The following is a 13,015-nucleotide window of genomic DNA, read 5'->3' as shown; positions in this document are numbered from 1 at the left end:
AATATCAACTTTTGTTATAATAATTCCAACGTTCTAATTATTGTATTAACTTAATTACTGAAGAATTTTCTGAGATATAAGGTAATTGTTTTATCATAGTATAAATATATTTTGGTTTTAATTTATCATCACTTAAAACTTGCTTCAGTGATAATTTTTCATAGTACAACAATTTGCACCAAAAACTGGAAAAGTCTTCTTTTGTAATAAAAATTGTATTTTCACTTTCTTTAACAACAAATCCCGAATCAAATTTCTCCAAAATGTTCATGTCTATGTAGTCATCATTTGATAACAGTAATAATACATCATCCCACATTTTCTTAAATGTAATCATTAAATTTCCCCCTAAATATAAAATTGTTAATTTCATTTTACCGCATTCTTTTATTTTACCATGTTTTTACATATTTATCCATACATTTATTTTAATATATGGTATTATTATCTATTTAATAATTTATTTACATGCACTTATTTAAAATTAACATAACCTGAAATTAATCTAAAGTACCTATAAGTTGTATAATCAACAAAATATTATTTAACAACCAATCCCAACCTACCGTTGTTAACAAATATCTGTTACAATAATTATATATGTAATAAATCGCAAGGATGGTGATATTGTGAAGAAAATTGACTTTAATAAAAATGTATTGGATTTCTTATTTGTAAGCATGGGTTGTTTATTGATTGCATTTTCAATTACTTCTATACTAAGACCAAATGGATTAATAACTGGTGGCATAACTGGGATATCTATAATACTAGAAAAATTAATTCATATTAAATATACCTATATCAATTATATGTTATCTATTTCAGTTTTAACTTTTGCTTGGATATCTATGGGGAAAAGAGAAGGTATAAAAATAATCACTCTCTCCATAATATTTCCTATTATACTAATAATTTTTGAAAGATTTAATTATAGCTTTATAAAAAATGATATGATGCTAGCTTCAGTTTATTTTGGACTTATTTGTGGAATTGGCTCTGGTCTTGTGCTAAAAAGAGGGTTTTCAATGGGAGGAACTGATACTATTGCGAAAATTCTTCATCATAAGATTTTTACCTTTGTAAGCATAAGTGAGATTCTACTTTGTATTGATGGAACACTAATTGCATCATCAGTTATAGTATATAATTCAAATATCGCACTTTATGCTATTATTTCACAAATTATAATGGTAAATATGATTGACGCTGTAATGTTTGGATTTGGTTCAAAGAAGGTGAAACTTGAGATAATAAGCGATCATCATCAAGCTATAACTCAATATATAATCCACACTATTAAAAGAGGAGTTACCAGTTATGAAGTAAAAGGTGGTTATAAAAATTTACCACGCTTAAAACTTCTAACACTCTGTTCTCCAAGAGAATCTATGTTAATTAAAAGGTATATAGCAGAAACTGATCCAGATGCCTTTGTAGATGTTTTGCCTGTAATCTCAGTATGGGGCAAAGGAATAGGATTTGATCGATTATCCGGAGAGTAAAATAAATATGAGCAAAAATGATCCCTTAGGGAGGTAATAAGAAATTACCTCCCTATTACCACTTCCACCAGGACACAAATCACTTCTTCTAATTTATCTGCGCAAAACATTTTTCAAACGTCTATTTACAGAGTCCGAATCATAATCCTTATACCTCTGACCTTGCGCCCACCTTTTAATATTTTCATATTCATCATGATTAGGATTTTTCATTATTTTTAAAAATTCCTTATATCCAGTAATACCCCCAACATCTTCTGGTGGAGTATTGCCAGCACCCATTACACAAGTTGGGTAATTTTTATCATACTTCGCATTAACACCTTGTATAGTAATTTCATGCTCCCAGTTATCGCCGTAGTCATAACAATAAACTATTCGATATTTCTGATTAGTATATTCTGAAATATCAACCTGTGAATCTAAAAGTATTTTACATCCTTGAGATTCTTCATAAACTTCTTCAAATTCACTAATAACATTTAGGACATATTTACCTTCATCATCAATAACATTGAATTCATACAGATGGTAGTCTTTCCAATCAAAAGCGACTTGGAGTATTTCATGAAGTTCCTTAAATGTAGTATTTATAGGAGTTATAATTCTTCTCCACGCTATTTTAGGATATAATTTAAGTTTAACTATTAAATCTACTGCCTCACATCTAACAATTTCTTCACCAGCAAATATTTTAAGATCCTTGCTTAGCAGTTCATACGGATAGTGATAATCAGATTCCTTGCTCATTTTTACAATGTCCTTATTCATTATTCTAGTTGCCGAAGTTTGAAAAAGTTCACTTAATTCTAAACTATCTCCAAGTCCTTTTACAAGTTCACAACCTTTATTAAGTCTCGCCACATATTTTGAACCTCTAGTCTTTGCATAAATAAATCCTCCCGCACTTTTTAGATACTTCTCTACTATTTCTTCCTTAATTTTTTCATCTCTCAAACAATTTCTAATTCCCATAATGAGTAACTCATCTAAATTTTTTAATTGTTTTGCTTTTAACCCATAAAGAACAAATCCAAATCTATTGCTATCGTTTACCACAACAATTGTCTTTCTTCGATTTACGGTAATCAAATGTACACTCCAGCAAAATAAATCTTCCTCTTTAGTTTCATTTTGAAGTACTATTCCCATCTCATCTTGTAGTTTCTTTGTACAACATATTTGCATTTTATCCCCCTTTAACCCTGACTTCGTAATCCACTCATATTAATTTATAGAATTATTTTATTATAACATTTTATTGTCATAATTGCCCTACAAAACTATCATTTTCTTGTCAAAAAACAAAACATAGGATTAACGATATTGTCGTTAATCCTATGTTTTATTTGTTTTTTTATATCTACGTTTTTCTTAAAAATCATAAGTGATGCATTGTCATTTGTTGTTTAATTAACAGTCAGATAAAAGCGACTTATCTGGTGTTACAAGTATCTTTACATGTTTCTTCTTTTCTGGTCCAGTTAAAGCTGCGAACCCTTCTTCTACTATATCATCAAGAGCTATCTTTTTAGTTATATATCCTTCAGCTTTAATTCTTCCATCACTCATTAATGCAATTGTTGATGGGAATTCATGCCTATACGCTAATGTTCCTACTATTTTCTTTTCAGTGAATACCAAAACATTTGGATTAAAGCTTACATCACCCTCCCAAATGCTTGTTATAACCATAGTTCCTTCGTATTTTAAACTATCAATACCTATATCAAAACCTATTTTTGCTCCAGTAGTTTCAAAAGCTGCATCTACACCTACTCCTCCTGTAAGTTTTTTAACTTCCTTAGCTATATCAACTTCATTTGGATCAAGAACAACATTTGCGCCTGCTCTTTTTGCATATTCTTGTCTTATTGATTTTCTTTGTAATACTATTATAAGTCTTGCTCCTGCAGCTTTTAGACATTCTATTGTTGCAAGACCTATTGGGCCTGAACCAAGTACAATCGCAGTATCTCCTGTATTAAAATTAGCCATTCTAATAGAATGAAGAGCAACTGCTATTGGCTCTATCAATGCTGCTTGTTCATAGGACATATTGTCAGGTATTTTATGAACATATTCTTCTGGGAATACAGTATATTCAGCAAGTCCACCGCCACTTCCACAAAGTCCATGAAATCCTAATGATGAGCAAAGATTATATTTTCCTTCTTTACATGCTGGACATTTACCACAAGCTACAATAGGTTCCACTGTAACTCTATCTCCAACTTTAATATTAGTTACATTTTCTCCAATTTCTACAACGTCACCTGAAAATTCATGACCTAAAACAACTGGTGCAACATTACCACTTATAGGATGGGGTTCTCCAACTGGTATAAAAATTGGTCCTCCTAGGTACTCGTGTAAATCTGATCCACATATTCCACACCACTTTACTTTAATTTTAATATTTCCTTTAGTAACCTTTGGTTCTTCTATTTCTTCAACTCTAACATCTCTTACTCCATACCATAATGCTGCTTTCATAATAAAAATCCCTCCTAAATGATATAATTATATGTTTTATTGTTAATTTTCTCACATACTTATATAGCAATTATCATTCCAAGATAATAATTTGATCGTAATATTATAAAAAAAAATGCTCTATAATAGCTACCACTTAAAAAATCAATTATTTTTCCTCATTTCACAAAATAAAAAGCCTAATAAAAATCATTGAAAATATCATCAATGTCAAAAAGACACACTAATTAGTGTGTCTTTTTGACATTTTACATGTTTTAACTCTCTTTTTGATACACTTTATAGTTACTTATTTTAATTTGAAAGTTAAATATAGAATATTTATTTAAACATTGTTAATATTATATTTTTTAATTTTTCTGTACATAGTAGATCTACTTATTTTCAACATTTTAGCTGCTTTTACTAGGTTCCCCTGACAAAATTTAAGAGACCTTATTATACTCTCTTTCTCTAAAATATCTATAGGTATAATGTCTATATCTCTAATTTCTTTATCTTTAGTTTTTCCTATACATTTATTTATTTCTACTATATCTGAAGACTCTATTCCAATTATATTATCTTCGCTTGAATAATAATCTCTTTCTATAACATTCCTAAGCTCTCTCACATTACCTGGCCATTCATATTCCATAAGATTTGTGATGTAATTTTTATTCATGACTTTGATTTTATCATTATTTTTCATATTTAGCATGTCTATGAAATATTTTGCAAGTACTCCTATGTCCTCTTTTCTTTCTACAAGTGGAATAGTTTTTATGTTCATTACATTTAACCTATAATAAAGATCCGCTCTAAAAGTTTTCTTTTTTACCTCTTCCTTTAGCCTCTTATTAGTTGCACATATAATTCTAACATTTAACTCCTTCTCATATGTTCCACCGACTCTAACAATCTTATTGTTATCAAGTACCCTTAATAGTTTAGATTGAATATCTAAAGGAAGTTCTCCTACTTCATCTAAAAAAATAGTTCCTCCATCTGCAAGTTCAAATTTTCCAGGGTGTCCCTCTTTAATCGCTCCTGTAAATGCGCCCCTATCATACCCGAAAAGTTCACTTTCTACCAATTCTCTTGGTATAGATGCGCAATTTATAGCCACAAAAGGTCCCTGTTGCCTTTTACTATAATTATGAATTGATTGGGCCACTAGCTCTTTACCTGTACCACTTGGACCTTCAATTAGTATATTACAATCACTTTTTGCAGCTTTCTTTGCAAATTCTATTAAACTTTTCATTTTTTCATTATCACTTATAATATCATCAAATTTATAGGTTGCTTTATATCCCACCACTTTATTAACCAACTTATGTACATACTCAGTTTCTCTAAAAGTTATAACGCTGCCCATAAATTTATGATTAACTTTCATAGCAACCGCATTTATTATACATTTTATTCTCTTATTTCTTATATGAAAATCGCATTCTATATTATTATAAGCTTGCCTAGAACTCGATATCATATGATCAAAATTTAGATCTTTTAGTGTTTCTTTTATGTTCATTTTAAATATCTCATTTTGTGTTATTCCTAAAATATTTTCAGCCCTGTCATTTATCCTTTTGATATTAAAATTTTCATCAATAACAATCATACCCTCCACTATTGAATCAAAAGTTATGTTTAATAAATCATAAGAAATAATAAGTGCTAGCTGCTTTTTTATGGACTCCGCAGCTGCCGTAACAATTCCCAATGTATGTAAATGTGCATCACGACAAATACCTGCCATATTTATACACCCTATTATATTTCCCTCTTCATCATGAATAGGCGCTGAAGAGCATGTCCAAGAATGTTGGTTTACACCATAATGTTCAGCCCCTATTGTCTGTATAGGTTTATCTAAGTGGATCGCTGTTCCTATAGCATTAGTGCCCACTGCCCTTTCTGTCCACAGAGCTCCTTTTACAAAATTCAACTCATTTGCCTTTTGTATAATATTGCTTTCTCCAATAATATCAAGTATATACCCATCCCTATCTGATAAGAACAAAGCAAATCCAGAGCCTGCTATAATGTTATGTATATCCTCCATTATAGGACGGGCTACAGAAACAAGTTCCGCATTTTCTTTGATTTTAGATTCTACAGATACCGCATAAACATCATTACCACGACCATCCATAAAATCTACACCATACCCCTTGCATCTTTTCCAGGAGTCTGCTATTTCTAATCTTACCTCATTATTCATATTCCCTTGCTTCACAAATTCTTCCCAAGCCTTAGAAATAAATTCCATATATCCCGACATACTCTTCACTCTCCGCATCCCCTTTGTGCCACCACCTGGCAAGTGGTAAGTAACAAGTGGCATTTTATTATATTATACTATGAGAAAGCAATTTGCTTCTACATCTACTAAAATAAATTATAAAAATCTCCCTGCATAGCAGAGAGATTTCTATAATTTATCTATATCCGTTCTTTTTATCTATTGCCTCATCTCTAATTTCTGATCTCATACCATCAATTGCGTCTTCTCTTCTCTCATTCTTTTGTTCTAGTGTTTTCTTCTCTTTATCATTATCTGTTATTTCAATAGTGTCCTGCGTAAGATTAAAGTTTTCAATAGTATTACTAATATTCTCTTGGATTTTATCTACATTATCTCTTCTATCATCTGGTTTGTTTTTCATAATTTAATATCCCCTTTTGTTTTATTTAATAACTATCTATTATCATTATTATCTCTACAAAGATATTTATTATACAATAAAACATTAAAAGGGGTATTTACAAGAAAATTTATTTAACCATTAATACATCTAAATACTTGTCATTTTTATTCAATTCAGCTTTAGCGTAAGGACAGATAGGAATTATTTTTTTATTTGTTTCTCTCGCTAAACTAACAATCTTTTCTAACAATTGTCTAGCTACATTTTGGCCTCTTAACTCATCAGATACAAAAGTATGATCGATAGTTATTGCATCTCCACTATATAAAAACTCCATCTTAGCGAGTGGTTTTTCTTCATTATCACCCACATAAAAACTCTTTACTCCTTTTTTTATATCTAACAAAATAATTCCTCCTTTAGTATAAAAATATTTATTCTTTATAATGATAATACTACATTAAGTTCTACTTTTCATTGAAATACCACTTTTAACCATTTACTATAACTAACATCATTTTAAATCTCTCATTAGCCACGAGTCCATGAGGTGTATTTGCTGGCATTAATATTATTTCGCCTTCATTAACAATAACCGGATCATTATTTCCTATTGTTATTGTAACTTGTCCCTCTGTTACATATACTAATGCGTCCCCCGGTGCTGAATGTGTACTTATTTCTTCACCCTTGTCAAAAGCAAATAGCGTTATGCTAACGTTATTAGTTTGTGTTAAGGTTTTACTCACAACTTGATTTTCTACATATAATACCTCTTCTTTTAGTCCTAATGCCTTTGCAACCTCTATATTCTTGAAAAACTTAGTGTTCATATTTTTTTCCTCCTAATATTTTGTTTTCACATATTCTTGCTTTCCTATGTCTTTATTTTATCCTTATTTAAGGCATAAGAATGTGATTTGAATCAAATTATTTGGATTATAAATATTTTTTATATAAGTCTCTCAAAATTATGATTTTTAGGCCTAGCATAATTAAACTTTTGTCCAAAACATTCACGCGTAAGTAATCCCTTTTCTGAAGAAAAATCCACTACATGCTCTAAAACTTTAACTATCTTTTCTTTTTCTGAATCAGTAATATCTAATTTCACTCCATATATATATTTATTTTCTTCAATTTTTTCTCTCCACGACATATAACCTTTTGCATAAATTTTTGTATTAGCAATAACTATACTAAATTCTAAGATTGTATTCTCATCTATTACTAAATTAATATCAGTAATAAATTGAATACCATCATGTGAGATATTATCTATTCGTATAGTGACCCACTGGGAAATGCCCGATTTATTACTTATTTTGTGCACTTTCATTTTCGCAACAAAATTATTATTAAGTTTATATCTTTTATATGTTCTTCTATCAACATTCACCGTACATTTTCTAATACAATCTACATCATATGAACACTTATCCGAATTCTCTAAAGTTCCATTTTTATTTAATTCATTAAGCCTTATCATAAACTGTTCATGGTCATCATCGCCAGCCTTATTAATAAACTTAACTCCATATCTATATATGCCACCATCGACTTCTTCTTTCCTCACAATATAACCATAAAAAGCAGTACACTCCTCTTCAACTATCAACTTAAACTCAATAATCATAATATCACTTACTGGCAGATTTAAGCTAGAAAGAAACTTGAGTCCACCAGAGCTGATATTTTCTACACAGATATTTCCTTTTCCTGTAGTGACAATTTTATTATTAAATTTAACAATAGAAATTTGTGTACAAATTGGTGTCTTACATTCAATTCTAGAATATTTTCTAATGCCTCTTGTTTCCATAAAAACCGTCCTTTCTAAATAGAAATATATTACATATTAAATATATTTTATTATCGTACGATTCCGCTGAGCTCTGAACTATCAATCTCTAAAATTTATAACTAATATGTCTTTATTATATGTAATAATACAAAGAAAATTCACTTACTTTTCTTAATTATAAAGCAATTCAACGTAAAACGGACAAAACCGAAGCTTATTTAAGATATATTCTACATTTGAGTCATACTGTGGTTATATGTGCCTATATGTTATAATACTAATACAGATTTAAAAAAATAAAATATTATTTAGGAGGACAAAAAATGAATATATGTATTTTAGGTGGTGGTAATATAGGTACACTTTTAATGGGCGACATCGGAAGAAACAAGAATATTTCTGTAAGGCTATTGACTTCCAGACCAGATGATTGGAACCATATTATTGAGGTTTGTGATAATGATGGCACAATTAAACACACAGGGAGAATAGATATTATATCTAGTAACCCAGAGGAAATAATAAAAGATGCTGACATCATTATATCCACACTTCCATCTTATATATTTAGCAAAACGCTTCAAAGAATAAAGCCTTTTCTTAGAAAGGGAGTTTGGATTGGCATGATGCCAGGTAATGGTGGTGGAGAATTCTATTGCGACGAACTTATTGAAAACGGCTGTACAATATTCGGATTTCAGAGAGTTTATGGCATAGCTAGATTAAAGGAGTACGGAAAATCTGTATATGACCTAGGTAAAAAAGAAGAACTTTTTATAGGAGCTATTCCTGCTAGTAATACATCAAAAGTATGCAATGCATTAGAGTCCATACTTAGCATGAAGTGCAATCCACTAGAAAATTTTCTGCAAGTTTCACTTACACCAGCTAATCCAATTCTTCATACTGCAAGACTTTATGGAATCTTTCACGATTATAAAGAAGGAGTATATTTTAAAAATATGATTCAATTTTATAACGAGTGGACGGATGAATGTTCAGAAATGTTAATAGCTACTGATGAAGAGGTTCAGAACTTATGCCTAAAGCTCGGGACTATTGATTTTAAGAAAGTCGGTTTTATAAAAGAATATTTTGGAGCAGATTCCACTCAGCAAATGACAAAGCAAATTAGTGGTAAGCCTGCGCTTAAGAATATAGAGTCTCCACTTATAAAAACAGAGAAGGGGTATATTCCAGATTTTAATTCAAGATACTTTCTAGAAGATTTTCCATATGGACTATGCATTATTAAGAGCTTTTGCGAATTGGTGGAAGTTAAAACTCCCTTTATTGATAAAATTCTTATGTGGTTTGAAAGCTTTTTCGGGGTTGAATATTATGTATATGGTAAATTTATAGGAAAAGATTTAAAAGGTCTTCCACTTCCACAAAATTTCGGGATAAAATCAATAGAAGATGTATTTGCATATTACAAGTAAATTGGGATTATCCTGGACAGTACTACATTAAAGTACTGTCGAGGATTTTTTTCTAAAATTTCTTAAGGAGAAGACGTAAAATGTAAAAAATATGATAAGCGCAAAAATGATGCTGTACAACAAACTAATATTATTCCTATTTATATATGTCTACAACATTAAATCCATTATGCTTTATATCTTCAGCTGTTATATTTTTATCAAGATGCATACAATAAACCTTATTTCTGAATTCCTGGGGAATTGTATCACAAAGTTTTCTTAGTGATAAGTGAGCATTTTCCTCATAATCTAATCCACATGTATCTTGATAAATTCTACAAATCTGTCCGTTTTTCAGCATATCTACTATTGTATTACTTATACCATTAGCATCACCACTATAATAAAACACGCTTCCATTTAATTTCATTATAAATCCATATGCCGGTATTGTATCAACATGAGAAACAGGCATAAAATCTATACTAAAATCTCCAAGCTGCATATCATTTATATCTTCTACATTATTACAATTAAGGTTGTACATTTCAGCACTTACCCCTATGCTAGTTAAAAACTTTTCTATTAGTTCCTTTTGTGGAAAAAAAATAGTTGGTTTATGTTTTAAAATATAATACGAATAAAATATAACGTCTCCAAGACTCCCAACATGATCAGGATGTGTATGAGTTATAACAATATACAAATTTTTAAGTTCATCAAACATGCTTAATTCTTGCAACTTATGAAAAACTGTTCCTCCACAATCAATAAGAACTAAGCTGTCATTTTTCTTTACAAATGCACTTGTATTGCCAATCTCTGTATTAAAAGCACTTCCCATTCCAATAAAATTAAGCATATTCTCCTCCTTAATATAAATTAGTTTTACCATCTCTTACTTTGCTATGTACTATAGCAACAATATATTTACATCTTAACCTTTTTTAATACTTTTTTCAAATTCAGCATTTATAAGTTATATTTATGTATTTTCATGTCAATATAATGACGTTTTACGCTTTTAGTATTTAATTACAAATTTATATAGACTATGATGTTAATTAAAGTAAGTCTTGTAAAACAGAAAAATAATAACATAGGAAATTTATTTTGGTTCTTAAATAAGTTTTAGAATGAATCCATGTGTTAAGGGGTGGTAGAAATTAAAAAAATAATCATTTCAAGTTTTATTATAATGTGTGTTAGTATTGTTTTAGGTAAAGTCCTAAACAATTGGGTATTATCTATTAAAATCTGTGGAAGTATAGCTTTAGTATGCTTCGGTTTAGCCGGAACATTAAATGGTAGCTCTATTGGCAAAACTAGGTTTAGATCAGCTAGTTCTATTGATAAAAAAGACGATAAAGTAGTAAGGAGTAAAATCACTAATTTCGCGATGGTTATAGGATTAAGTAATACTATTTTGGCTGTTACTATTTTTTTCTTAATAAAATAGAGCTATCGTAAGTATATGTTAAAAGGGAATTCACTTTGAATTCCTTTCTTATTGATAAAAATTTTAAACATATTCATTCACTATTGAGGCAAGTTAAATTTTAATATTGTTTCAAAATCTTTATCGTATATTAAGTTTTTTCCTATGTATAAAGATATAGGTAATTTTGCATAACCTTTATTTGGAAACACTATAACCCATCCAATGATACTTTTGCTATCCCCATTTTTATATGTATATTTTTTATCATTTTCTAAATAATAAAGTTCCCTTGAAGTACTTCCATTGAAATTTTCTAAAATATTTCCACTTTCTACGCCTTTAGCATCTTTCATGACGAAGTCACCTGTACTATTAGGAAGGATGTCTCCTATATATTTATTCTCAGAATTACTTTTCATATTGCTCAAATCATATTTTACTTTTATAGCCATTCCATCAAACGTAGAATCTATATAATCCAATCCGGTAAGCTTTCCTACTTCAGTCATGTATTTATTTGGTATATATGAGAGCATAGTTACCTTTACATCTGCACTATCTTTACCATCATATCTAGTATTTAAGGTATATGATTTTGATTTGTTTATAGGCTTCGAGTAATCATCTAATTTTTTTACGTTGTTTGATAAAATCGAATCGTCTATCTTTTTAAAAGATATTAAATACTTTGTATTTGGTAAATATACGACCTCATATGCGCCCCTGCTATTTTCAGCATCTGATATATTCCCTACATCTTTATTAGTTACTATATTTTCTTTATTATCTAATCGCAATACTCTCTGTGTACCAGACCGTATCTTATATTGCCTTTCAGCACGATTATAGTGAATGCCATGCTCCTTTTGACTGCCTAGCGTTACAAACCCATTATAATGCACAAAATTTCCGGTTATAAAATATGGTATATCCTCTATTTTAGAAGTATTAATTAATAATACTACTATAGAACAGACAATAAAAATAACACTAAACATATTAAATTTATGCTTAATAATATATACAATGCTACATACAACTACGGCAAGACAGAATACAACCAATAAAATACTAGGAATAAACATTATTATTGGTATAGTTGAATTTACATCTCCAGAATAAGCTCTTTCATAAATTATACCTACCGCAATTACCCCAATAAATGATAAACCATATATCAATATTTTTTTAAACATATACATTCCTCTCTCCTTCAACATGTTCCAAAACTTTATCTTTTAAAATATCGTAATTATCCCACAGAAAATCACTCCTATATATATATTATTTACCTCATTATAACATAGCCACGTTTAACGATACTTGTTATTATTTAAAAATAGTTCTTTACAAATACCAATTACCATGTTATTATTATCTCATAAACAAAGAAGCATAATTAACTGTTAACCTTCATTAGATAAAGTAAGAAAATAGCTAATAGAAAGGGGATAGTCCATTGCATCAAATTAAATCTTCAGAGTTTTTAGAGGGTAGTAAAAGTTTATAAATAAGAGGTCTTTAGGATATGTGATAAGACAAATAAAAATAAATTATATTAAAATAAATTACTATACTCTACTTAGTTTAAAATTAAATATGTATATATATTAAAAGGGAATTCATTTATTGAATTCCTCTTTTGTTGTTAAAAATTACTTATTACTACTTTCTATTTATTCTATATAGTGAAATCTTCTAATCTCATA

The 13,015-nt window shown here is 29.3% G+C and carries 13 protein-coding genes; 3 read left to right on the top strand and 10 right to left on the bottom strand.

The genetic code is table 11. The features are described 5' to 3' along the window. Positions 1 to 37 precede the first annotated feature (37 nt). Positions 38 to 337, bottom strand: coding sequence for a hypothetical protein (locus A7L45_RS04330; protein ID WP_071611620.1), 300 nt, complete (start codon positions 335 to 337; stop codon positions 38 to 40). 292 nt (positions 338 to 629) lie between these two features. Between A7L45_RS04330 and A7L45_RS04325 the strand changes: the two genes are divergently transcribed. Next, complete coding sequence (locus A7L45_RS04325) at positions 630 to 1,505, top strand: YitT family protein (protein ID WP_071611619.1); 876 nt, start codon at positions 630 to 632, stop codon at positions 1,503 to 1,505. Positions 1,506 to 1,598: 93 nt separating this feature from the next. Here A7L45_RS04325 and A7L45_RS04320 read toward each other — a convergent pair whose 3' ends face one another. From A7L45_RS04320 to A7L45_RS04290, 7 genes are all read right to left on the bottom strand, one after another. Continuing rightward, positions 1,599 to 2,693: a plasmid pRiA4b ORF-3 family protein gene (locus A7L45_RS04320; protein WP_071611618.1), complete on the bottom strand. Its 1,095-nt coding sequence runs from the start codon at positions 2,691 to 2,693 to the stop codon at positions 1,599 to 1,601. A gap of 225 nt (positions 2,694 to 2,918) precedes the next feature. Next, positions 2,919 to 4,001: a 2,3-butanediol dehydrogenase gene (locus tag A7L45_RS04315; protein WP_071611617.1), complete on the bottom strand. Its 1,083-nt coding sequence runs from the start codon at positions 3,999 to 4,001 to the stop codon at positions 2,919 to 2,921. A 325-nt stretch (positions 4,002 to 4,326) separates the two neighbouring features. Continuing rightward, complete coding sequence (locus A7L45_RS04310; RefSeq protein ID WP_071614864.1) at positions 4,327 to 6,270, bottom strand: sigma-54-dependent Fis family transcriptional regulator; 1,944 nt, start codon at positions 6,268 to 6,270, stop codon at positions 4,327 to 4,329. A 157-nt stretch (positions 6,271 to 6,427) separates the two neighbouring features. Beyond that, positions 6,428 to 6,655, bottom strand: a complete 228-nt coding sequence (gene tlp, locus A7L45_RS04305; protein WP_071611616.1) for a small acid-soluble spore protein Tlp — start codon at positions 6,653 to 6,655, stop codon at positions 6,428 to 6,430. Between the two features lie 109 nt (positions 6,656 to 6,764). After that, positions 6,765 to 7,043, bottom strand: coding sequence for a GNAT family N-acetyltransferase (locus A7L45_RS04300; RefSeq protein ID WP_071611615.1), 279 nt, complete (start codon positions 7,041 to 7,043; stop codon positions 6,765 to 6,767). A gap of 85 nt (positions 7,044 to 7,128) precedes the next feature. Then, complete coding sequence (locus A7L45_RS04295; RefSeq protein WP_071611614.1) at positions 7,129 to 7,470, bottom strand: cupin domain-containing protein; 342 nt, start codon at positions 7,468 to 7,470, stop codon at positions 7,129 to 7,131. A 119-nt stretch (positions 7,471 to 7,589) separates the two neighbouring features. After that, positions 7,590 to 8,459, bottom strand: coding sequence for a PilZ domain-containing protein (locus tag A7L45_RS04290; RefSeq protein ID WP_071611613.1), 870 nt, complete (start codon positions 8,457 to 8,459; stop codon positions 7,590 to 7,592). Between the two features lie 305 nt (positions 8,460 to 8,764). Here A7L45_RS04290 and A7L45_RS04285 point away from each other — a divergent pair, with 305 nt between their 5' ends. After that, a complete protein-coding gene (locus A7L45_RS04285; protein ID WP_071611612.1) occupies positions 8,765 to 9,883 on the top strand; it encodes an NAD/NADP-dependent octopine/nopaline dehydrogenase family protein in 1,119 nt (372 codons plus the stop codon). Positions 9,884 to 10,019: 136 nt separating this feature from the next. On the opposite strand, the gene A7L45_RS04280 is transcribed toward A7L45_RS04285, so the two are convergent. Continuing rightward, on the bottom strand, positions 10,020 to 10,727 hold the full coding sequence (locus tag A7L45_RS04280; RefSeq protein WP_071611611.1) for an MBL fold metallo-hydrolase: 708 nt from the start codon (positions 10,725 to 10,727) through the stop codon (positions 10,020 to 10,022). A gap of 336 nt (positions 10,728 to 11,063) precedes the next feature. On the opposite strand from A7L45_RS04280, the gene A7L45_RS04275 reads away from it, so the two are divergent. Continuing rightward, positions 11,064 to 11,324 carry a DUF5316 family protein gene (locus tag A7L45_RS04275; RefSeq protein WP_170288037.1) on the top strand — a complete coding sequence of 87 codons (261 nt, stop codon included), beginning with the start codon at positions 11,064 to 11,066 and terminating at the stop codon, positions 11,322 to 11,324. 80 nt (positions 11,325 to 11,404) lie between these two features. Here A7L45_RS04275 and A7L45_RS04270 read toward each other — a convergent pair whose 3' ends face one another. Further along, entirely contained in the window at positions 11,405 to 12,502 is a 1,098-nt protein-coding gene (locus tag A7L45_RS04270; protein ID WP_151553646.1) for a hypothetical protein, read from the bottom strand. Positions 12,503 to 13,015 lie beyond the last annotated feature (513 nt).

Source organism: Clostridium estertheticum subsp. estertheticum, assembly GCF_001877035.1.
Taxonomy (GTDB): Bacteria; Bacillota; Clostridia; order Clostridiales; family Clostridiaceae; genus Clostridium_AD; species Clostridium_AD estertheticum.
This window is presented reverse-complemented; position numbering and strand designations above follow the sequence as displayed.